The 22,319-nt window shown below is 47.4% G+C and carries 27 protein-coding genes; 11 read left to right on the forward strand and 16 right to left on the reverse strand.

Annotated features, from left to right (window positions below; genetic code table 11):
• Positions 1-24 precede the first annotated feature (24 nt).
• Positions 25-546, reverse strand: coding sequence for a ribosome biogenesis factor YjgA (gene yjgA, locus NH568_RS13120; protein WP_253048058.1), 522 nt, complete (start codon positions 544-546; stop codon positions 25-27).
• 191 nt (positions 547-737) lie between these two features.
• On the opposite strand from yjgA, the gene pmbA reads away from it, so the two are divergent.
• The gene (pmbA, locus tag NH568_RS13125; protein WP_253048059.1) at positions 738-2,084 is read left to right on the forward strand and encodes a metalloprotease PmbA; all 1,347 of its coding nucleotides are present in this window, start codon (positions 738-740) and stop codon (positions 2,082-2,084) included.
• Positions 2,085-2,108: 24 nt separating this feature from the next.
• Here pmbA and mgtE read toward each other — a convergent pair whose 3' ends face one another.
• From mgtE to NH568_RS13185, 12 genes are all read right to left on the reverse strand, one after another.
• On the reverse strand, positions 2,109-3,467 hold the full coding sequence (gene mgtE / locus NH568_RS13130) for a magnesium transporter (RefSeq protein ID WP_138546508.1): 1,359 nt from the start codon (positions 3,465-3,467) through the stop codon (positions 2,109-2,111).
• A 180-nt stretch (positions 3,468-3,647) separates the two neighbouring features.
• Positions 3,648-3,926, reverse strand: a complete 279-nt coding sequence (locus NH568_RS13135) for an HPr family phosphocarrier protein (RefSeq protein ID WP_253048060.1) — start codon at positions 3,924-3,926, stop codon at positions 3,648-3,650.
• Positions 3,923-4,768: an RNase adapter RapZ gene (rapZ, locus tag NH568_RS13140; RefSeq protein ID WP_138546510.1), complete on the reverse strand. Its 846-nt coding sequence runs from the start codon at positions 4,766-4,768 to the stop codon at positions 3,923-3,925. The genes NH568_RS13135 and rapZ overlap by 4 nt, the downstream gene beginning before the upstream one ends.
• 12 nt (positions 4,769-4,780) lie before the next feature.
• Positions 4,781-5,236: a PTS sugar transporter subunit IIA gene (locus NH568_RS13145; RefSeq protein WP_138546511.1), complete on the reverse strand. Its 456-nt coding sequence runs from the start codon at positions 5,234-5,236 to the stop codon at positions 4,781-4,783.
• 2 nt (positions 5,237-5,238) lie between these two features.
• Positions 5,239-5,526, reverse strand: a complete 288-nt coding sequence (gene hpf, locus NH568_RS13150) for a ribosome hibernation promoting factor (RefSeq protein ID WP_010386630.1) — start codon at positions 5,524-5,526, stop codon at positions 5,239-5,241.
• A gap of 25 nt (positions 5,527-5,551) precedes the next feature.
• Entirely contained in the window at positions 5,552-7,060 is a 1,509-nt protein-coding gene (locus NH568_RS13155) for an RNA polymerase factor sigma-54 (protein WP_253048061.1), read from the reverse strand.
• A gap of 44 nt (positions 7,061-7,104) precedes the next feature.
• Positions 7,105-7,830, reverse strand: coding sequence for an LPS export ABC transporter ATP-binding protein (gene lptB / locus NH568_RS13160; protein WP_253048062.1), 726 nt, complete (start codon positions 7,828-7,830; stop codon positions 7,105-7,107).
• Positions 7,827-8,366, reverse strand: coding sequence for a lipopolysaccharide transport periplasmic protein LptA (gene lptA, locus NH568_RS13165; protein ID WP_253048063.1), 540 nt, complete (start codon positions 8,364-8,366; stop codon positions 7,827-7,829). Before lptA ends, lptB begins: the two co-directional genes overlap by 4 nt.
• Positions 8,356-8,910 (reverse strand): LPS export ABC transporter periplasmic protein LptC, encoded by a 555-nt coding sequence (gene lptC / locus NH568_RS13170; protein ID WP_253048064.1) that lies wholly within the window; start codon positions 8,908-8,910, stop codon positions 8,356-8,358. The genes lptA and lptC overlap by 11 nt, the downstream gene beginning before the upstream one ends.
• Positions 8,907-9,458 (reverse strand): 3-deoxy-manno-octulosonate-8-phosphatase KdsC, encoded by a 552-nt coding sequence (gene kdsC, locus NH568_RS13175; protein ID WP_253048065.1) that lies wholly within the window; start codon positions 9,456-9,458, stop codon positions 8,907-8,909. Before kdsC ends, lptC begins: the two co-directional genes overlap by 4 nt.
• Entirely contained in the window at positions 9,459-10,430 is a 972-nt protein-coding gene (locus NH568_RS13180; protein WP_253048066.1) for a KpsF/GutQ family sugar-phosphate isomerase, read from the reverse strand.
• A 9-nt stretch (positions 10,431-10,439) separates the two neighbouring features.
• Positions 10,440-11,399, reverse strand: coding sequence for a calcium/sodium antiporter (locus NH568_RS13185; protein ID WP_253048067.1), 960 nt, complete (start codon positions 11,397-11,399; stop codon positions 10,440-10,442).
• 228 nt (positions 11,400-11,627) lie between these two features.
• Between NH568_RS13185 and NH568_RS13190 the strand changes: the two genes are divergently transcribed.
• Genes NH568_RS13190 through murA form a run of 7 tightly spaced genes read left to right on the forward strand, consistent with a single transcriptional unit; the run spans position 11,628 to position 16,286 of the window.
• Positions 11,628-12,434, forward strand: a complete 807-nt coding sequence (locus NH568_RS13190) for an ATP-binding cassette domain-containing protein (protein WP_253048068.1) — start codon at positions 11,628-11,630, stop codon at positions 12,432-12,434.
• Entirely contained in the window at positions 12,434-13,210 is a 777-nt protein-coding gene (mlaE, locus tag NH568_RS13195; RefSeq protein WP_253048069.1) for a lipid asymmetry maintenance ABC transporter permease subunit MlaE, read from the forward strand. The genes NH568_RS13190 and mlaE overlap by 1 nt, the downstream gene beginning before the upstream one ends.
• Before the next feature lie 14 nt (positions 13,211-13,224).
• On the forward strand, positions 13,225-13,770 hold the full coding sequence (gene mlaD / locus NH568_RS13200) for an outer membrane lipid asymmetry maintenance protein MlaD (RefSeq protein WP_253048070.1): 546 nt from the start codon (positions 13,225-13,227) through the stop codon (positions 13,768-13,770).
• 8 nt (positions 13,771-13,778) lie between these two features.
• Positions 13,779-14,459, forward strand: coding sequence for an ABC transporter substrate-binding protein (locus tag NH568_RS13205; RefSeq protein ID WP_253048209.1), 681 nt, complete (start codon positions 13,779-13,781; stop codon positions 14,457-14,459).
• Positions 14,452-14,745 (forward strand): STAS domain-containing protein, encoded by a 294-nt coding sequence (locus NH568_RS13210; RefSeq protein WP_253048071.1) that lies wholly within the window; start codon positions 14,452-14,454, stop codon positions 14,743-14,745. Before NH568_RS13205 ends, NH568_RS13210 begins: the two co-directional genes overlap by 8 nt.
• 5 nt (positions 14,746-14,750) lie before the next feature.
• Entirely contained in the window at positions 14,751-15,008 is a 258-nt protein-coding gene (locus NH568_RS13215; protein ID WP_010386610.1) for a BolA family protein, read from the forward strand.
• 12 nt (positions 15,009-15,020) lie between these two features.
• A complete protein-coding gene (gene murA, locus NH568_RS13220; protein ID WP_253048072.1) occupies positions 15,021-16,286 on the forward strand; it encodes a UDP-N-acetylglucosamine 1-carboxyvinyltransferase in 1,266 nt (421 codons plus the stop codon).
• A gap of 68 nt (positions 16,287-16,354) precedes the next feature.
• Here the strand turns inward: murA and NH568_RS13225 are convergent, their stop codons facing one another.
• The 3 genes from NH568_RS13225 to NH568_RS13235 form a co-directional block, all read right to left on the reverse strand.
• Positions 16,355-17,437, reverse strand: coding sequence for a trypsin-like peptidase domain-containing protein (locus NH568_RS13225; RefSeq protein ID WP_253048073.1), 1,083 nt, complete (start codon positions 17,435-17,437; stop codon positions 16,355-16,357).
• Positions 17,438-17,710: 273 nt separating this feature from the next.
• Complete coding sequence (locus tag NH568_RS13230; protein WP_253048074.1) at positions 17,711-19,063, reverse strand: DegQ family serine endoprotease; 1,353 nt, start codon at positions 19,061-19,063, stop codon at positions 17,711-17,713.
• Positions 19,064-19,174: 111 nt separating this feature from the next.
• Entirely contained in the window at positions 19,175-19,627 is a 453-nt protein-coding gene (locus tag NH568_RS13235; RefSeq protein WP_253048075.1) for a DUF1043 family protein, read from the reverse strand.
• A 142-nt stretch (positions 19,628-19,769) separates the two neighbouring features.
• On the opposite strand from NH568_RS13235, the gene zapE reads away from it, so the two are divergent.
• The 3 genes from zapE (at position 19,770) to rpsI (ending at position 21,954) form a co-directional block, all read left to right on the forward strand.
• Positions 19,770-20,864, forward strand: coding sequence for a cell division protein ZapE (gene zapE, locus NH568_RS13240; RefSeq protein ID WP_138546538.1), 1,095 nt, complete (start codon positions 19,770-19,772; stop codon positions 20,862-20,864).
• Between the two features lie 259 nt (positions 20,865-21,123).
• Complete coding sequence (rplM, locus tag NH568_RS13245; RefSeq protein WP_010386604.1) at positions 21,124-21,552, forward strand: 50S ribosomal protein L13; 429 nt, start codon at positions 21,124-21,126, stop codon at positions 21,550-21,552.
• A 12-nt stretch (positions 21,553-21,564) separates the two neighbouring features.
• Positions 21,565-21,954, forward strand: a complete 390-nt coding sequence (gene rpsI, locus NH568_RS13250) for a 30S ribosomal protein S9 (RefSeq protein ID WP_010386602.1) — start codon at positions 21,565-21,567, stop codon at positions 21,952-21,954.
• The last annotated feature ends 365 nt before the right edge of the window (positions 21,955-22,319 follow it).

Below are 22,319 nucleotides of genomic sequence, written 5' to 3' on the forward strand. Positions count from 1 at the left end.
TGCGGGTGTATATAGCCAAGGCTGTTATGGCAAGATCAATTCTTTAAGCAACTGAAACAGCTCTTTATAACCTTTCCCCGGTTTTTCTGCCTGTTGCTCTTTCTTTGCCTGACGTACCAGCTGTCTCAGCTTTTGGCGCTCCAGTGTCGGGTGTTCATCAAGTAGGGCGTTGATCTTGTCATCACCTTTGGCGATCAGCTCATCTCTGAGGTTTTCGACCTGATTGAGCAAGACATCGGCCTGATTATTCCTGTTCAATATCAGATCCAGGCTTTGCTGTAATTCATCTACATTGCTGGTGGTACGCAATTGTTTGGCGATGAAGTTCAGGTGACGGCGGTAAGCATCATGTTTACCGCGTAGCTTGTCGGCCAGATCCATAGCTGCAACCAGTTCAGGGGTGAGCGGGATCTTCTCTCTTTGCTTCTTGCCTAACTGGGCGATATCAACACCTAGCTGATGGTACTGCTGCGCATCGCGTTTTAGCTCGCTTTTTGAGACGTAAATGATCTCTTCTTCTGGCTCTTGAGTCGGTTTTTTGGCCATGGTATCGCACTTAATCAAGTTATTAATGACCTGATTATACCAGAAGTAAGAAAAGCAGTAACGTCTGCGATTGCACCAGCTATATGCACGCAATACGCTTGCCTGGAAATCAGAATCTTTGTGCGAGTCACAGCGTAATGGCGCGGGCTGTGTTAGGATTAAGGAAGTACTATGATTTGTGGAAGAAAAACATGAGCCAGCAGCAAGATCCCATTTGGACGCAGATTGATGAAGTGAAACAAGCCGTGTTCGATGTCCTTGACTACGCAAAGCAACTTGGCGCGACCTCCGCTGAGGCGTCGATGAGTCGAACTTCGGGTTTGTCCGTTAGCACCCGTATGGGTGAAGTTGAAACGATTGAATTTAATCAAGATGGTGGTCTGGGCCTGAGTGTGTATGTGGGTCAACACAAAGGCTCGGCATCGACTGCCGATCTGGGCCCTGATGCCTTACGCTCTGTTGTGGAAAAAGCCGTTGAAATCGCCAGGTTTACCTCCGACGATCCGTGCAACGGTGTGGCTGATGCGGATCTTATGCCAACACAAGTGCCTGATTTGGATCTCTTTCATCCCTGGACTCTAACCCCGGAAGAAGGCGTAAAGCGATGTCTTGAAGCCGAGCAGGCCGCATTAAATTTTGACCCACGTATCGTTAATTCAGATGGTGCCAGTGTGGCCAGCCATCAGGGCTTACGTGTCTATGGCAATAGCCACGGGTTTTTGGCTGGTTTCCCGCGTACCCGGCATACATTAAGCACTATGGTGATTGGGGAAGAAAATGGCGTTATGCAACGTGACAACGCCTATTCTATCTCACGCTTGCATACTCAGCTGCGCGATGCCACAGCTGTGGGGGTGGAAGCGGCGGAGTCAACACTGGCAAAGTTAAATAGCCGTAAGCTGGATACGATGCGGGTGCCTGTGGTGTTTCGTGCGGACATTGCTAACAGCCTGTTTGGTCATTTGGTATCGGCAATTGGCGGTGGTGCCTTATATCGAAAGTCGAGTTTCTTGCTGGATAGTCTGGGGAGCGAGGTGTTTGACCCCTGTGTTTCAATCAAGGAACAACCGCACATGCTGCAGGCTTTAGCATCCAGTCCGTTTGATGCGGAAGGCGTGCGTACGGTTGAGCGCGATATTATCAAAGACGGCGTGCTGGAGACGTACCTGTTGCCCAGCTATGCCGCCAGACGTTTAGGTATGCGCAGCACCGGTCATGCCGGGGGGATCCACAACTGGCTGGTACAAGCAACGGAACCGGATCTGGCTGCTTTACTACGCACCATGGGACGCGGCTTGTTAGTGACAGAGTTGATGGGGCAAGGCGTAAACACAGTCACAGGAGATTATTCGCGTGGTGCAGCGGGTTTTTGGGTAGAAAATGGCGAGATCCAATATCCGGTCAGTGAGATCACCATTGCCGGCAATCTCAAAGAGATGTTTAAGTCTGTCAAAGCCATTGGTGGAGACATTGAAACCCGAGGTGCAGTACAAACGGGTTCAGTGCTTATTGAAAGCATGCAAATTGCTGGTCAGTAACATGCTTACCTGATATCTGGCTGCTTAAACCAGCAGCCAGGTCGCGGTGCCCAGAAAGGCGAAAATGCCTACTATGTCGGTGACCGTCGTTAGCACCACACTGCCTGCCAGAGCAGGGTCTATATTCATCCTTTTCAGGATCAAAGGGATGCTGGCTCCGGCGATGCCTGCAGCGACCAGGTTCATAAACATCGCAAAGGCGATCACGCCACCGAGTACAAAATCCCATTGCCACAGTGCAATCACGCCTGCTATGAGCAGTGACCATAGCAGGCCATTTAATGCGCCAATGGCTAATTCTTTTCCGAGCAGAAAGCGTTGGTTAGTGGCATTCACATGGCCAAGTGCAATGCCCCGAATAACCAGAGTCAGTGTCTGACTACCTGCAACCCCACCCATACTTGGCACTATGCCATTTAAGACAGCCAGGATCGGTAAAATATCTAAGGTGCCTTCAAAAAAGCTGGCAACAAAAGCGGCCATCAGTGCAGTAAGCAGGTTAATCCCTAACCAGATGGAGCGGCGCCGGCTACTTTTCCACACTGGTGCAAAGGTATCTTCCTCGTCATCAAGACCAGCCATACTCATCAGGCTGTGTTCTGCATCTTCACGAATGACATCAACGATGTCATCGATGGTGATACGGCCCAGCAGATGTGCGTTATCGTCGACTACCGGGGCTGAGATCCAGTTGTGGCGCTCAAACAACTGAGCGACATCGCTTTCATCCATGGAAATGGGAATGGTCTCACGCTCATCATTCATAAGCTCCTTGACGAGCTTATCAGGCTGGCTGGTGAGTAACATACTGATAGAAAGAGAACCCAAAAAGCAATTGTCTTTGTCAACGACGTACAGATCATCCGTACCAGCAGGCAGGTCGCCTTTAAGGCGCAAGTAACGCAAGACAACGTCCAAAGATACATCCGGGCGAATGGTCACCGTATCTGTGTTCATCAGGGCGCCGGCGGAGTGCTCTACATAAGACAGCGCCTGTGTCGCTCGGGCTCTGTCTTGCGAGTCCATAGCACCGATAACATCCTGATAAACAGGGTCTGGCAGGCTTCTCAGGACCTCACCCAGGTCGTCATCGTCCATGTCCTCGGTTGCCGCAGCAATGAGCTCAGGCTCCATCTTGGCGATGATGCTGAGTCGTACGTCTTCTGACAGCTCCTCTAGCACGTCACCCTGAATATCCGGGTCAACCAACTGCCAAAGCAGAGTTCTGACCTTATGCGGAGAGGACTCAAGGAGTAATGCGGTGTCACAGGGCGGAATTTCGGCTAATGTGCGCCTGACTTGAACAAACTGACCACTGTTGAGGGCATTGGTAACTTGCTGTAATAGCTCCAGTGTGTAGTCTTGTTCAAAAACTTCAGGCATAGGCGTCCCAGATTGGATAGTCGACAATTAAGCTTGTCATGATTGTAAAGCGCGCCGATTATAGGCTTATGATAATTATAGCTGTTTTAATATCAATTAGTATAACTAAAAAGCAGCATTAAGTGATGCAAATAGCCTTGCTATGGCACAGCTGGTGGCTGCGTAAAAAGGGGAAGGGAGCTACTCGGATTCGTTAAATTTATCGTCTATCAGATTACCAATTGCACTTAAAGCTTGCTCGGCATCAGGCCCTTCACATACGACTTTGACTTCCTTACCCTGACTGCTTTCCAGCAGCAGTAGCGCCAACACGCTGTCGCCCTCAGCCGCTTTGTCTCCCTGAAAGAGCGTGATATTGGCGTCGAACTGAGCCGAAAGCTCAGCCAGAACACTGGCTGCACGGGCATGCAGGCCCAATTTATTTTGGATCAAAAAGGTATCTTCAAAGCGTTGTGTCATTTTTCTTGTTCGCGGTGATGGATTTTCACGTTGCTATGTGTGCGGGCAAAGCGTTCACCCAACGTTTGAGCCAGGTAAACAGAGCGATGCTGACCGCCAGTACAACCAATCGAAATTGTCAGGTAACTGCGGTTGTTACGCTCAAGGTGTGGTAGCCAGGTTTGCACAAAAGTTTGTATTTGCCAGGTGAACTTTTGCACCAGACTATGGCTTGCTAGATAGTCAATGACAGGCTTATCTAGCCCAGTCAAAGGCTTAAGTTCTGGCTCCCAGTGAGGGTTAGGGAGAAAGCGGGCATCAAAAACATAATCAGCTTCTTTTGGGATACCATGCTTAAAACCAAATGATTCGAACGTAATAATTAATTGCTTGTCTTTTTTACCCAGTATCTTCTCACGGATCTGCTCTGCGAGCTGATGAATGCTCATGTCCGTTGTATCGATTGTAATATTAGCGCGACGGATCAATGGATCCAGCAGCTCTTTTTCTTTTTTGATTGCTTTGTCCAGCGATAGATCCGCTAATGACAGTGGGTGCAGACGGCGTGTTTCGGAGAAGCGGCGGATCAGGATTTGATCTTCACTATCCAGGTAAAAAATATTCGGCTCAGCAAATCCTGGTAAATACTCCAGAATATCGTCGAGTTCTTGCTGATCTTTTGGCAGGTTGCGCACATCAATACTGACGGCAATTTTATCGTAGCTGTCGGATACACTGCGCACTAACGCGGGCAGAAGGTTAACAGGGATATTATCGGCGCAGTAGTAACCAAGGTCTTCCAGTACACGCAAAGCGACCGATTTTCCCGAGCCAGAACGACCACTGACAATAATTAGCTGCACAAAAACTCTCCGTTAGTTGTCAAACTCTTCAATTATCGAGAATAACTCCTGATCATCGTGAGCTTGTCTGATACGTTTACAAAACACCTTGTTTTTAAGTTTATCAGCGATTGTTGCCAAGGTCTGCAAATGTTGTTGATTTTCTCCTTCAGGTACGATGAGTGCCACAAAAATGTCGACGGGTTGATTGTCGATGGCGTCAAAAGCAATACCTTGTTGATTAACGAGGAGCATAGCGACGACTTTATCGATCCCCGGAAGGCGGCCGTGGGGTAGTGCAATCCCTTTGCCTATACCTGTACTGCCAAGTTTTTCTCTACTGAGAAGTGAATCCAGAATATCATGGGCATTGCTGTCTGGCAGCTGACTATGTGCCAACTCGCTGATGTATTCTAAAATACGTTTTTTGCTATTAAAAAGGACCGCAGCTTTGCTGCAGTCCTGTGAAATCAATGAGCTTAGTTTCATGATTAGTGTCGAGTTAGCTTCTCTTTGTGCTTGATCACCTGACGATCAAGCTTATCGATGAGTCCGTCTATTGCGGCATACATATCCCGGTGTTCGGTCGAGGCGAAAATCTCCCCTCCGTTCACATGTAATGTGGCTTCTGCTTTTTGGATGAGCTTTTCGACATCTAGGATTACATGCACATTGTTGATGTGATCAAAGTGCCTTTCTAGCTTCGCAAACTTGTTTGTTACATAGTCTCTTAACGAATCGGTGATTTCTACATGTCGACCAGTTAAATTTAGTTGCATAAGCATTTTCCTTCTGTAGTTACGTCTAAATCAAGCTCTTACGCTGATTCGACGGTGGGATAGCCAAAGACTCTCGGTATTTGGCAATTGTACGTCTAGCCACTTTGATCCCTTGATCTGCCAATACGTCCGCGATTTTGCTGTCACTTAATGGCTTAGCTGTATTTTCTGCGGCAATTAACTTTTTGATCAATGCTCTGATTGCAGTCGAAGAGCATTCTCCTCCGTTTTCAGTGCTGACATGGCTTGAGAAGAAATACTTCAACTCATAAATACCGCGCGGCGTGTGCATATACTTTTGCGTTGTTACACGTGAAATTGTGGACTCATGCATGTCGACCATTTCGGCCACATCATTGAGTACCATAGGTTTCATTGCCTCGGGGCCATGTTCAAAGAATGCCTGTTGTTGTTGCACAATGCAATTGGTAACTTTCAATAAAGTTTCATTGCGGCTTTCGAGACTTTTAATAAACCATTTTGCCTCTTGCAAGTGCGAGCGGATAAACTGACTGTCGGTGCTCGACTTGACTGAACGAGACATAGCAGCATAGTGATCGTTTACTCTTATCTTCGGCATAGAGTCCGGGTTGAGTTCAACAACCCAGCGGCCTTTCACTTTTTTCACCGAGACATCCGGTATCACATAGTCTGCTTCTTCTTGCACTATACTGGCGGCAGGCTTGGGGTTAAGACTGTGGATCAGGGTCATGACTTCTTTAAGCTCAGCTTCTTTGAGCTTAGTCTTTTTCATCAAAGTTCGGTAGTCACGACTTGCGAGTAGATCGATATGTTCCGTCAGAATCTCTTTGGTTTGGGTTAACCACGGAGTGGCTGGATCAAACTGATTGAGCTGGATACACAAACATTCCTGCAAGCTGCGGGCTGCAATACCAACGGGATCAAATAATTGAACTCGTTTCAGTACGGCTTCGACTTCATCCAATTCGATTTGTTCGTCGTCATTGTCATGATTCATACTCTCAACAATGTCTTCGCAGCTGATAGTTAATAAACCAGCGTCGTCAACGGCTTCGACGATTGCCAGAGCAATGGCTCTGTCAGTTGGGCTAAAGGGCGTGAGCTCCAGTTGCCACATCATGTATTCTTGCAGCGTCTCAGTGGTTTTTCCCTGATAGATGGTTTCATCTTCTGGCATAGGGCCAGAGCTGCTTGCCGGGGCGGCACTGATGTACTCATCCCAGGTGACGTCCATTGCCAGATCGTCACTGACGGTGTCTTTGTTTAATGCAGCGTCGCTGTCTTGCTCATAGTCACTGACAGCCGAGTCCTCAAAGCTGTCACTATCATTGGTTGCGTGTTGATCTAACTCAGTATCCGATTTGGACTGTGTTTCATTATCGTGTGATTCAGACTCACCCTCTTCCACTTCCAACAAAGGATTGCTATCAAGCGCTTCTTGGATTTCTTGTTGGAGATCTAGCGTACTCAACTGTAACAGACGAATAGCCTGTTGCAGCTGTGGTGTCATTGTCAGTTGCTGCCCCATGCGCAGCTGTAGCGATTGCCTCATGTATCTCTAACAATCCTTTTTGTTATTTACTTCTAATCTTATAACTATAGCCTGAATTGCTCACCTAGGTAGACATCCCGTACGGTTTGATCGGCCAGAACATGCTCCGGGGTGCCTGCTGCTATCAGTTCACCATGTGACACTATATAAGCTTTCTCACAGACGTCCAGCGTTTCACGCACATTGTGGTCTGTAATCAATACGCCGATACCGCGGTTTTTTAGGTGTTCAATAATTTTCTTTATATCTAACACTGAAATGGGATCAACACCAGCGAAAGGCTCATCCAATAAGATAAATTTTGGATCTGCCGCAAGCGCGCGTGCAATTTCTACCCGACGCCGTTCACCGCCCGACAATGCCATGCCCTGGCTGTCACGGATATGCTGAATATTAAACTCATCTAATAACTCGTTGAGGATAACTTCTCTTTGCTCTTTACTGAGTGCTTTTCGGGTTTCCAGAATCGCCATCAAATTTTGATACACTGTGAGTTTACGGAAAATCGAGGATTCTTGTGGCAAATAACCTATGCCCAGGCGTGCTCGGCTGTGCATTGGGAGTAAAGTGATATCTTGATCATCAATATGAATGCTGCCTTTGTCACTCGGCACTAAACCTACGATCATATAGAAAGTCGTGGTTTTACCCGCACCATTAGGGCCAAGCAGGCCAACAATGCTGCCTGCCTCAACGCTCAATTCGACGTTTTTGACAACTTGTCTGCCCTTGTAGCTCTTGGCCAGGGCAGTTGCTGTTAACTTACTCACGGATTACCCTTCTTTTGTGCATTCTTACTGCTCTCTTTTTCGGGCAAAAGAATGGTTCTTACACGATTTTTCTCTTGTTCACCCCGTTGTGCGCTGATCAGCTTTTTCTCCATATCATAGACTATGGTTTGTGCGCTGATTTTCTGGCCTGCCTGGCTTATTTCTGCACCCCCTTTGATGGTCAGCATACGATTTGCCACGTCATAACGCACTTCTTTGGCGGTTGCTTTTAGTAACGAACCATCAGCCTGGCGCTCTTGAAATACCGCCGGGTTACCTGTAGCGACCAGTAGTTGTTTGTTTTTTCCCAGCTCTTCTCTGCGGTGGACCTCGAGGCGATCTGCCAAAATTGTCCTGTCGCCATGGATGATTTCAACGTTTTCTTCGAATACACCAATGTTGGTTTGTAATTGTGCCAGCTGAGTACCCGAGCTGATAATGACCTGATCGACTACCTTTTCTTCTGCATAAGCGCTGGGTTGAAATGCACTTAATGTACACAGTAGGATCAGGGAATAAGTTAATTTATTGCTCATAATAAATCGTTTTAGTGTGGTTGATGAGTTCAATGATTTCGGTATTGAGATCGGCAATCAACCCCTTGCCCGAAATGGTTAAGTTAGGCCCGGTAATTTCAACCGGGTGTTCGGAACGCATATGCTTTTCGCTAATATCGACTTGCACATGATCCGCATTGATGTGCTTTATCATTGCGTTGTCGGTCAGATTTGTTGCTTGTACCTGGCCTTCTAATATGAGTGTGTTATTACCATATAATGTGGCTTCATTGGCCTTTAGTTGCCAGTTTTGCTGATCGTTATGAAGCGTAAAAATAGGCGCTGTAAAGTGGCTGAAGCCAAGCTCCTGATAGAGCTCCATTCTATCGGCGGTGATCTGATAGCTCAGCTGGCCATTCTCAGCATAATTAGTCTGCTTAAGGTCGAGAGCAACATAATCAGGTTTGGCTAATACTTCTTCAGACTTTGGCGCTGTTTGTCCTGACTGGGTTAAATAAGGATACCACAGCCAAAGCATCGTCAGACTGAATACAATGAGCAACAGGACGCGGAGCACGGTCATATACTGCTGCCTTCATATCCCAGGGGCTTATCCTGGCACAGTAATAGCAAGTCGGTCAGTTCACGTACAGCACCATAGCCGCCAGGTAGCAGGGTGGTATAGTCCGCCTGGCGGATGACCATTGGGTGTGCGTCATTCACTGCAACAGACAAACCGACTTTGAGCATCACGGGTAAATCCGGTGCATCATCACCAATATATGCAACTTCATGATCTGCAAGTTGCAGCTTGTCTTTCAGCTCTGCATAGCCTTGCAACTTATCTTCCATCCCCTGATAGATATGTTTAACGTTGAGGCTAGTCATACGTTGCTTAACTATCTGTGAATGGCGGCCCGTGATCACTGCGACTTCAACGCCAGCGTTGATCAGTGCTTTGATTCCAAAGCCATCTTTAGTGTTGAAGGCTTTAAGCTCTTCTCCCTGATTACCCAGGTAAATACGGCCATCAGAAAATACCCCATCGATGTCGCATATCAGGAGTTTAATTGCCTGCGCCTTACGAACGATGGCGTCGTCAATGGGCTGATATAGGTCGGAAAACTGCATTTACAATACTCCTGCTCGCAGTAAATCTTGCATATTTAACGCGCCGATTGGGCAACCTTGCTCATCAATAACAATGAGACCATTGATGCGTTTTTTCTCCATGATATGCAGTGCCTCTGCAGCCAGCATATCCTGTGTCACTGTGGTACAGTGTTTCGTCATCACAGACTCGATTAAAGTGTTGTGCAAATCGAGCCGTTGTTCAATAATTCGGCGTAAGTCTCCATCTGTGAATAAGCCTTTGAGCTGACCTTGGTCATCGACAATGGTTGTCATACCTAGGCCTTTACCAGACATTTCAAACAAGGCATCAGTGATAGTGCAGCCTTGCGACACGATGGGCACCGCTTTACCTGTGTGCATCACATCCGCGAGTGTTAGCAACAGACGTTTTCCCAGGCTGCCACCGGGATGAGACAAGGCAAAATCATCAGCTGTAAAGCCTCGGGCCTCCAATAACGCCACCGCCAACGCATCTCCCATTACCAGAGTAGCAGTGGTGCTGGCTGTCGGCGCAAGCCCCAGCGGGCAGGCTTCTTTTGACACTTTAATACACAGGTGGATATCTGCCAGTTTGGCCATGCTTGATTCAGCATTCCCTGTCATGCTGATGACCTGTGCGCCAATACGTTTTATCACAGGCACAATGGCGAGTACCTCATGGGTTTCTCCGGAATTCGAGATCAGAAGCACAACGTCATCTGCTGTGATCATTCCCAAGTCGCCATGGCTAGCTTCTCCCGGGTGCACAAAAAAAGCCGGTGTGCCGGTGCTGGCAAGCGTGGCTGCTATTTTATTACCAATATGACCTGACTTGCCCATACCAACGACAATGATACGACCACGGCATTGCAGCATGAGTTCACAGGCAGCGGTAAACTGTGCGTCGATATATTGAGTAATTTCTTCTATAGCTTGTTGCTCTATCTCAAGTACTTGTTTGGCGGAACCAATAAAATTGTAGGTGCTCATGCTGCTTCCTTAAATAATGAAGTACATATAACCGGCGAACGCGCTAAGCAGCAAGCCACCTTCAATACGATTGATTTGCCGGCGACCTTTCAGGCTCAGGCTCATCAGCACCAGCGCAGCAGTGGCGCCAAGCATGACATAAATGTCCCGACTTGCGATGTTACTGTCCAGCGTGGCTGGATTGAGGATCCCTGCAATAGACAAAACCGCTAAAATATTAAAGATATTCGAACCGATAATGTTGCCAAGCACCAGGTCATCTTCATTCTTAAGGACTCCGGCAACACAGGCAGCGAGTTCAGGTAAGCTTGTTCCGATCGCGATAATTGTCAGGCCGATGAGTAAGTCACTCATGCCAAAATATTTTGCAATATCTACCGCAGAATCGACCAGGTAATCGGCACTGACAGGTAGCAGAATCATACCGACGACCAGCCAGAATAAGGCTTTGCTCATGGGAACGTCGTTGGGCACTTCATCACAGGCTTCCGAAATCAGCGGATCGTCCTGGTCAGTTTTACCTGCTTTTGAGATATAAATGAGGCCGCCGATAAAAGCCAAAAAACCAATGAGCAACAGCCAGCCTTCGAGTGCGCTAAAATGGTTATCACTGATGATGAACCAGGCTGCCAACGACACGACGACCAGTAGCGGCATTTCACGCTTCAAAATGCCTGAACCTACGGCAAGCGGGCGCAATAACGCAGTGATACCAAGCACCATCATGATGTTGGCAATATTTGAGCCCACGGCATTGCCAACAGCCGTGTCTGTTTTGTCAACCAGAGCGGCTTGCGCGGCGACCATCATTTCAGGTGCTGAGGAGCCCATTGCAACGATAGTCAAACCCACAATTAACGTTGGTACCCCAAGGTTTTTAGCCAGTGCAGCTGCGCCATACACGAAGCGATCTGCACTCCAAACCAGGGCAATGAATCCAAGAATGAGAATGACAAACGATAAAACCATGAAGTCTAAGCCAAGTTACTAAATTCAATGGCGCTGATAGTATCAAATAGCTTATCAAATGTATAAATAAAGTCATCGGCTTTGGGTCATGCAAATGCATATAATAGTGTCAATTTCCCACAATAATTGTGGCGAATGAATTACAAAATTTTACCATTAAGGGTTTTCCATCTCGTAGCAAAACAACGTATTATTCCACAATTGAAAAAGTATGATGTGGAGAGCGACTTGACGCAGTCAATAGTTGAAGTCAGGGATTTGACCTTTTCTCGTGGTGAAAGGACAATCTACAAAAACATGAGTTTCTCCGTTCCCAAAGGGAAAATTACGGCAATCATGGGACCCAGTGGTATCGGTAAAACCACCATGTTGCGTCTGATCGGAGGTCAACTCAAGCCGGATAGCGGTGAGATTCTCTTCTCTGGTGACAGCATTCCTTCTATGTCTCGTCAGGCATTATATCAGGCACGTAAGCGCATGAGCATGTTGTTCCAAAGCGGGGCCTTGTTCACGGATATGTCTGTTTTTGACAATATTGCCTTCCCGTTGCGAGAGCACACCAAACTGAGTGAAGAACTAATTCGCTTGGTGGTATTGATGAAGCTACAGGCAGTCGGCTTGCGTGGGGCCCGTGATCTCATGCCTTCGGAGTTATCGGGTGGTATGGCGCGCCGTGCAGCGTTGGCCAGAGCCATTGCACTTGACCCAGAACTAATCATGTATGACGAGCCGTTTGCAGGGCAGGACCCTATTTCTATGGGAGTCCTGGTGCGCCTGATTAAATCGCTGAATGAAGTCTTGGGGTTATCCTCATTGATCGTAACGCATGATGTAACTGAGGTACTGAGTATTGCCGACCATGTTGTGATCATTGCCGAGCAAGGTGTGATCGGTAGTGGCACGCCTGAGCAGATGTTGGCTCATGATTCACCTCTGGTACAACAATTCTTGCAAGGTCATTCAGATGGGCCTGTACCATTCCACTTTGATGCAGCTCCTTATGAGGATGAGTTACTTGCAGGAGGAAGCCGTTAATGGATTTTTTGCAGAAATTAGGCCATAAGACGCTGAGTCGATTTGCCTCACTAGGCCGGGCGACCAGAATGCTGATAGGGGCACTGTGTAGTATGCCCAATTTCAGAAAAGGCGGACCTCTGCTGGTTCGCCAATTGTATATGGTTGGCCACCAGTCGCTCCTTATTATTATGGTGTCGGGTCTGTTTATCGGCATGGTACTGGCTTTACAAGGATATACGGTACTCGTCGATTACGGGGCCGAAGACAGCCTCGGTCCGCTTGTTGCGCTGAGTTTATTACGTGAACTCGGGCCCGTGGTAACGGCATTGCTATTTGCTGGTCGGGCTGGCAGTGCATTGACCGCGGAAATAGGCCTGATGAAAGCGACTGAGCAATTATCCAGTCTTGAAATGATGGCAATTGACCCATTAAAACGGGTGATTTCACCGCGTTTCTGGGCAGGCTTCATCAGTATGCCGCTACTTGCATTGATTTTCTCGGCCATCGCCATTCTCGGTGCTCACTTAGTTGGCGTCGATTGGCTGGGTGTTGATTCAGGCAGCTTCTGGTCCATTATGCAATCTCAGGTTTCGTTCGAGCAGGATATTGTCAATGGTTTGATTAAAAGTTTTGTATTTGCGCTCATTGTGACCTGGATTGCGCTATACAAAGGGTATGACTGTATCCCAACGTCCGAGGGGATCAGTAAAGCCACCACAGAAACGGTGGTTCATTCTTCTCTTGCTGTTCTGGGCTTTGACTTTGTTCTGACAGCAGTGATGTTTTCAAGTTAAGGGTTTGTAGAAACATGAATACACGGAAAATAGAAATACTTGTCGGCCTGTTCGTAGCCTTGGGTGTGGCCGCCTTTGTTATGCTAGCACTCAAAGTTGCGAATGCAGGGATCAGCGGCAATAGTGAAACCTACACACTGCAGGCTAAATTTGACAACATCGGCTCACTTAAAACACGTGCACCTATTAAAGTAGGCGGGGTGGTGATTGGTCGTGTTGATGGGATCAGTATCCATCCACAAGAATTTGTACCTGTCGTGAGTATGAGTATTGACAAACATTACGAGTGTCAGTTCTCAGACACGACGTCTGTTTCCATTTTGACTTCAGGTATTTTGGGCGAGCAATATCTGGGAATTTCTCCGGTGATCGCTTCTAAATCTGCCAAGCAAACCTGTTTGGGCGAAGAAGTGGCCAATAACGATGAGCTCGATCTGGGTGAATTATTTGGCGTGGAAAGCGCGGCACTCAAAAATGGTGACATGATCACCGACACTAAGTCTGCATTAGTTCTGGAAGAACTGATCGGCCAGTTCCTGTTCAATCAAAGTAGTGAGTAATGACCATGATGGCGAAAGTTTTTGGATTCATCGTAAGTGTTTTTCTGATTGTACTAGCCGGCACAGTGTCTGCCAGTGAAGTAGACATGACTAACCCTTATACTATGGTGCAACAGGTTGCAGACAACACGTTCAGGCGTGTAACCCAAGATCAGGCTAAAATTGAGCAGAGCAAAGAGCACCTTAGGGTGATCGTTGAAGAAGAGCTGCTGCCGTATATCGATTACAAATATGCCGCCTATCGTGTATTGGGTAGTCATATTCAGAAAGTCCGCAATATCGAAGATAAAGAAGAGAAGCGCCAGGCGATAGAACATATCCGTACTTTTATTGACGTGTTTAAGTCATATCTGGTTGCAACCTATGCGGGTGTATTCACTCAATACACAGATCAGAAAGTCGAGTTTGAACCAGCACGTGATGCGGAAGATGATAAAATTGCCATTGTGAAAACTAAGATCGTGGAAGCCGGGAAGCCGGATATTAAAATCGATTTTAAAGTGCGCCGCGATAGCAATGGCCAGTGGCGTGCCTTTGACATGATGGCTGAAGGGATCAGTCTATTGGATGCCAAGCAATCTGAGCTGCACGGCATTTTACGTCAGCAAGGTATTGAGCATGTAATCGAGTTACTGGACAAGAAAAGCAAACTGCCCGTGCAGTTTCGAGGTGATGACGGCAATGCCTAATTTGCAATTTACCAAACCCGCCGCTGATACAGTGGCGGTTATCGGGGAATTAACCCGAGATAGTCTCACAAATGAATCGCTTCTTAACCAGTTGCTAGAAAATGCGCAGTCAGTCCTGTATTTTGACCTTTCTGAGGTATCCAGGGTTGACACCGCGGGCTTAGCTTGGTTAATTCACTCTTTAGGCAAATTAAAGCAGCAAGACGTACGTCTTGAGTTAAAAAATGTACCTGATCAGCTACAAAACCTAATGGCATTAGGTCAGGTCAGTAACCTATTTGAGTGAGTCCAATGGAAACAAACCAAGTCGAAGCTTTACTACAAGAAGCGCTGGAACTTGACGAAGTCAAAGTTAAATCAGAAGGTAGTCATTACGAAGTGATCGCAGTTGGCGGCTGTTTTGAAGATCTGCGTCGGGTTAAGCGCGAGCAAATGGTCTATGCCCCTCTGATGGAAGTGATTAAAGACGGCACTATCCACGCCGTCAGCATCAAAGCTTTTACGCCTACTGAATGGCAGCGCGAGCGCAAATTTATCTTACCTCAATAATCTGGAGCCACAATGGATCAGTTTGTTATCCAAGGTGGCACCACTTTAAACGGTGAAGTCACTATTTCCGGGGCTAAAAACGCAGCCCTGCCAATTCTGTTTGCGGCGCTCCTTGCCGATGGAAAAAGCACATTCAGTAATGTACCAAGACTCAGAGATATAGGGACTACAGAAGCCTTACTACGCACCTTAGGTGCTGAGGTCAACTGGCGTGGCCAGTTGTTAGAGATTGATGGCGCTAAGGTCGACAAAGTGCTGGCACCTTATGAGCTGGTTAAGCAAATGCGTGCGTCAGTACTGGCACTAGGTCCCTTGCTTGCCCGCTTTGGGAAGGCACAGGTTTCATTACCCGGTGGCTGTGCTATCGGCGCGCGACCCGTTGATTTACATATTGCCGGGCTGGAGAAAATGGGCGCGACCATCCGCGTTGAAAACGGTTATATCAATGCTGATATTGCACAGGGTAAACGATTACATGGAGCCGAAATCTTCATGGAAACAGTCTCTGTTGGCGCAACTGAAAACCTCTTGATGGCGGCAACGCTGGCAGAAGGCAAAACGGTGTTGGAAAATGCCGCGCGCGAGCCCGAAATCGTCAATCTGGCAGAGTGTCTGGTTGCCATGGGGGCCAAGATATCCGGTGCCGGCTCCAGTCGTATTGAAGTCGAGGGGGTGGAAGCCCTTCGAGGTTGTGAACACAAGATCCTTCCTGACAGAATTGAGACGGGTACCTTTTTAGTTGCCGCTGCGATGAGTGGTGGAGAGGTTTTGTGTAAAAACACCGATTATCATAGCCTTGAGCCTGTGCTGGATAAACTGCGTGATGCTAACGCCTTAGTTGAGGTGGCAGAAGACAGCATTTTTGTCAGTATGCAGGGCCGGACACTGCAAGGCGTGAATATTAAAACCATGCCACACCCAGGCTTTCCAACCGATATGCAAGCACAGTTTACGGCATTGAATGTGGTTGCCAATGGCAGCGCAACCATCACAGAGACGATTTTCGAAAATCGCTTTATGCATGTCCCTGAATTGCAACGTATGGGCGCAAACATTCGCCTTGAAGGCAACACAGCGTATTGTGGTGAGACTGAGTTTCTCTCTGGCGCTCAGGTCATGGCGACGGATCTGCGTGCTTCTGCGAGTCTGATCCTAACCGGGATTGTTGCCAGTGGAGAAACCGTTGTCGATCGTATTTATCATGTTGACCGTGGATACCAGCGTATAGAGGATAAGCTCAGTAAGCTGGGCGCTAAGATAAAGCGTCGCCATAATTAAGCACATTTATGATTATGAAAAAGCGAGCTGAGCTCGCTTTTTTGTTTTCTTCACCCCGTTTCAGGGGGCTAATAAATCGGGGTTTCCAGCTCAGCGACTTCTACCATAAAGGTCAGATGGCGATCGCCTCGATACACCTCAAATTCTAACTGAGTGCCTGGTGCGGTATTGCCTATCTTACGCAAAGTTTGTTGTGGATTCATAACGGGCTCACCGGCTACTTTTGTCACTATATCATTTTCCTTCATACCGGCCTGCCAGGCAGGACCCAGGGGGTCGAGGTCGCTAATCCTTAAGCCGACAATGGTGGTATAGACATTGGTGACTTCCTGACCTGTATTATCGACGGGGGTGCCCCGAAAACCCAGATAGCCACGGATCACCCGACCATCTTTGATTAGTTTGGCCATTACATCTTTGGCCAGTGAATAAGGCACCGCGAATGAAATACCCTGAATATCGATATTATATCTGGCCCTGAACTGGGCAGAGGTGATACCAACGAGATCACCGTTTGAGTTCACCAGTGCACCACCTGAGTTACCCATATTCACAGCCGCATCCATTTGCAGCAGGCTGTTGTATTGGCTGTCGGTCAGCGTCTGTTTCCCGGTGGCACTAATGATACCCTGGGTGATGGTTTGTCCGAGGTTCAGCGGGTTGCCGATGGCCAGCACCACATCGCCGACTTGCGGGTTAAACGCATCATCAACCGGGATAACCGGAAGATGCTCAGCTTTAATTTTTAGCAGGGCCAGGTCAGTGATGGTGTCATATCCTACCAATTGTACTTCGTTAAATAAGCGACCATCTGGCAGCAATACAATGATTTGATCGGCATTATTGACGACGTGGTAATTAGTCAGGATATAGCCTTCTCGACTCATGATCACACCTGAGCCGAGTTCCTGAACCGTATTTTGTCGTTTAAATCTTGGCTGGTTGCTAAAGCTTTCGGAGAAAATTGATACCACCGCAGGCGCTGCGCGATTAACGCCGGAGGCAAAGCTCATATGTTGCGCGGTGTAGTGGCTGTTGAGGTTGAGGCGCAGTGCATTTTGACGTAACTCGGGCGTGAGCCAGATGATAATCAATGCCAGACCTAAACCAACGAAGATCGGCGGGACAATAAGCTTGAATAATTTAAACACGGCTATTTTTTATCTAGTTATCGGTGTAGAAAGTAATGATGGCATAATTAACAGTAATCTGCATTAAGACAAAACCTGGTAGGAGTTTAAATCTGCCTTTGAATAAGTTGAAAATCTTTATTTATGACAAATAAATAGAGCGGTTACTTCAACTTGCAGAGACTGACTCGTGTGACAGCGAGTAACTTAATTTCTGGCTGTTAAAAACATACACAGCGACGGGGCCGCTGTGTATGTTTTTGTGTTTAAACGTAATGATGTGAGTGAGGTAGGTTACTGAATTAGATAGAACACCGAGTCGCGACCCCGCTTAATGCCCAGAACAATATTGCCCTGAATGTCGTCGATCAGGCGTTTCATATCTCGGACCGATGCAACACGCTGACGGTTAACCTGCATAATCACATCCCCCTCCTGAAGTCCGACTCTCGCAGCCGGAGAGCGTTCCTCAACGGACACCACCACAATACCCTGGTTGCCATTGCGTTCACCGCTCTCCAGTACTGCACCTTGCAGGCTGGGGTGAATACGGTCTGCTTCCGCACGTTGCTCACTCGCACCTTTCAGTTCAACATTGAGTGTGCGGGTATCACCGTCTCGGTAGACTTCAATTCTGACTTTTTTCCCTTCGCCAAGAGTTGCAATCTTACCGCGCAGCTCTTCGAAGCTTTCAATTTTATCGCCATTGAGCGCAACGATGACATCGTTGGCTTTAATGCCGGCTTCATCTGCCGCTGAATCTTTGACGACCTCCTGAACAAAGGCACCTTGTTTGACGTCGAAGCCCTGCGCTTTAGCCAAACCTGCATCGAGCGTTCGTCCCCGGATCCCCAGTGAACCACGACGCACCTGACCATACTCAATGATCTGATCAACCAGGTTTTTCATCATGTTAGAAGGGATAGCAAAGCCGATACCGACATTTCCGCCCGAAGCCCCCAGTATGGCAGTGTTGATCCCGATCAGTTCACCACGCAGGTTAACCAGTGCACCACCAGAGTTCCCCTGGTTGATGGCGGCATCGGTCTGGATAAAATCTTCATACCCTTCGATATTCAGACCACTACGACCCAATGCGCTGACAATACCGGAGGTGACAGTGTGGCTCAGGCCGAATGGGTTACCAATGGCAACGGAGAAGTCGCCGACTCTAAGCTTGTCTGAGTCAGCCAGCTTAACGGCGGTGAGATCTTCCCCTTCAATCTGTAACAGGGCAATATCCGACTCTTTATCAGTACCGACCAGTTCAGCTTTGAACTCTCGGCCATCCTTAAGTGTTACGATAATATTGTCGGCTTCGTCGATGACGTGATTATTGGTCACGACATAGCCTTCGTCTGCATCAATGATCACGCCCGAGCCTAAGCCGCTAAAAGGACGCTTTTGAGAGCGCGGGGCGGGGTTACCGAAAAAGAAATCAAATGGATCAACGCGTCGGCGTACTTCTTTTGCACCAGATACCTGAATACTGACCACCCCGGGAGTGACCTTTTCTAACATCGGGGCTAGTGTCGGCAGCTGCTGGCCGTCGACGGCAACAGGCAGGCGTGCATGACTGGATTCGGGTAATAAGAGTAAGCTTGAAGAAAGTAGCGCTGCGGTAAGTAATGATAATTTCAGTTTCATAGTCGTGGAATTCTCCTGGAAACAGCGTTAGTCCGTTGGATGATGCGCCATAACGCACCACCCATTATTCAATTGCTATTTCTACAGACTATGGGGTCAAAAAAAAGTTCATCAAGAGGCTTTTAATTGCTCATTTTGTGACCCTTCTCCTTTGAACAGGCCGCTTTCTCCTTCGACATAGTCACTTGGTGGAGCGTCATGAGTTTGCTCACTTGCACGGCGTTTCTCGTCTCGCATGTGTAACGAGGCGTGTAACTGCTCGGTGGTTTCTTTAGAGAAAAAAGGCTCATCTGGCAGCGTTTTCTCCTGACTAAGAAGTTGTTTACCTTGCTCAAAGTGGCGATTGAGCTGGCTGTAGTTTTCTTCCAGTTTAGCCATCAGCTTTTTGCTGTCAGCCAGATGGTCAGTAACATCCTGACGATATTGCTCTAATGCATGTTGTGCTTCCTGCGCTTTTTGTTCCAGTTCATCATGCTTGAAGCGTTTTTTAGTGAGTTGCGTGCCGGCAAAAAATGCGGCCAGTGCGACTATTACAAGGATCCCGAACCAGGCGATTGTCGTCATAAAGTACTCCTGTTAATGGTGCGGAAGTTGCCGCACCGAATGCAAAAAAATAATCGACTTCGATAGCTTAAATATACGCTGAGTTTCGATGCGTGTTAATATAGCGGGCAAATAAAACTGCTCTTCGACACTAAAAAAGATGATGACGCCCTGGGAAAAGTACCAACAAGACTTACAGCGTGATGACTTTCACTATGACAGCGCACAGGAAAATGCCGTCAGGCACCTGCAAAGACTTTATGACGATCTGGCTAATCAGGTGCCGGTCAAAAAAAGTCTGTTAGGCAGCCTGTTTGGTCTGAAAAAGACACAACAGCCTAAAGTCAAAGGGTTATATTTCTGGGGTGGGGTAGGTCGCGGAAAAACTTATCTGGTAGATACGTTTTATGAAGCCCTGCCAACTGAGCGAAAAATGCGGGTGCATTTCCACCGTTTTATGCACCGGGTTCATGATGAACTGAAAAAGCTCAAAGAAGTGAAAAACCCACTTGAAGTGGTGGCGGATATTTTCAAGGCCGAAACGGATATTATCTGCTTTGATGAGTTTTTTGTGCAGGACATTACCGACGCCATGTTGCTGGGTGGCTTGATGGAAGCCTTATTTGAACGCGGCATAGTGCTGGTTGCGACCTCCAATATCATCCCTGATGAGTTGTATCGCAATGGCTTGCAACGTGCACGCTTTTTACCTGCAATCGCTCTGGTGAATGAAAATACCGACGTGGTTAATGTGGATTCGGGGATAGACTACCGCTTGCGGACTCTGGAGCAGGCCGAAATCTTTCACAGCCCCTTGGGCAAAGAAGCCGACGACAACCTGTTTGAGTACTTTGATAAGCTGTCACCTGAGCCGGGCAAGCTAAATGAACCAATCGAGATTGAAGGGCGCCTGATCCAGACCCGTAAAGTCTCTGACTGCATTGTCATGTTCGACTTTAGTGCCTTGTGTGAAACCGCACGCTCTCAGGTAGATTACATGGAGATCAGCCGCCTGTATAACACAGTGATCTTATCGGATGTAAAACAGATGGGACAAAATAATGATGACGCGGCACGGCGCTTTATTGCTCTGGTGGATGAATTTTATGAGCGTAATGTAACGCTGATCATTTCCGCAGAGGCACCGATCACTGAACTGTATACCGACGGCACGCTGAACTTTGAGTTTAAGCGGTGTATCAGTCGCTTGCAGGAAATGCAGTCGCTGGAATACCTCGCCCGAGAGCACCTGGCATAACACCTGAACCATTCCGTTTCACACATATTTCAGAGAATGGCATGTTTTTTGTGGAAAAAACAGCCATCCCCTAGCATCGTGGCAAAACCCTTGCTATAATCCGCGGCCTGCCACGTTGCGTTACTATTGCCCTCGTCGGCTTAGCCACTGACTTGAGCGGCAAAAAAGTCTTAAACTCGAAGGGGTTAAAGCACCAAAAAGTAGAGCGGTAGTCATTCGGACTACCTGTGGTTTTAACTGAAAACTTTGGATTTTTATAATGAAAACGTTTGTTGCTAAACCAGAAACTGTAAAACGTGACTGGTACGTAGTTGACGCTGAAGGTAAAACTTTAGGTCGCATTGCTACTGAAATCGCTTCTCGCCTACGCGGTAAGCATAAAGCTGAGTACACTCCACATGTTGACACTGGTGATTACATCATCGTTATCAACGCTGAGAAAGTTACTGTAACTGGTAACAAAGCTCAGGACAAAATGTACTATGCACACTCTGGTTACCCAGGTGGCCTTAAATCTGTAAACTTCGAAAAACTTCAAGCTAAAAAGCCTGAAATGATCATCGAAAAAGCAGTTAAAGGCATGTTACCTCGCGGTCCTCTGGGTCGTGAAATGTTCCGTAAACTGAAAGTTTACGCTGGTAACGAGCATAACCACGCGGCTCAACAGCCTCAGGTTTTAGACATTTAAGGAGCACTACTCATGGCAAATCAATACTACGGTACAGGTCGTCGTAAAAGTTCAAGTGCTCGCGTATTCCTACGCCCAGGCACTGGCAACATCGTAATTAATCAGCGTTCTATCGAAGAGTACTTCGGTCGTGAAACTTCTCGCATGGTTGTTCGTCAGCCTCTAGAGCTAGTTGAAATGACAGAAAAGTTTGACCTATACATCACTGTTGCAGGTGGTGGTTCAACTGGTCAAGCTGGTGCTATCCGTCACGGTATCACTCGTGCGCTAATGGAGTTTGACGAGTCACTACGTCCTTCTCTACGTAAAGCTGGCTTTGTTACTCGCGACGCTCGTCAAGTTGAGCGTAAGAAAGTTGGTCTTAAGAAAGCACGTAAGAAGACTCAGTTCTCAAAACGTTAATTTATTACGTTTCAGAATTGCAAAAACCCAGCCTCGTGCTGGGTTTTTTGTTTTCAGGCGACTCAAATCGCCGTGTTTTTTACTGTCTCTTTTCTTTGAGTTTGCAACATACATTCCCTCGACCTGCTTTATGGTCAAAAAAGTTCAATAATTATAATAATTAGTCGAGTTCGGACGATATCTCAGCGCATTTTTTTGCTACAATTGCGGGGCAAGTAATGAGTCGCGAAAACACTGGTTAAATTTTGATAGCTCGCCAGCAGAGCTTGATCTTAGTCAGTGAAAGGTCGCGTATGACGTTTTACCATAGTAAATCGGCTTCATGCTCGAAGTAACCAATCCCCTAATATTCGTGGGTTTATTCG

This window comes from Pseudoalteromonas sp. XMcav2-N, from assembly GCF_024124545.1.
Classification (GTDB): Bacteria; Pseudomonadota; Gammaproteobacteria; order Enterobacterales; family Alteromonadaceae; genus Pseudoalteromonas.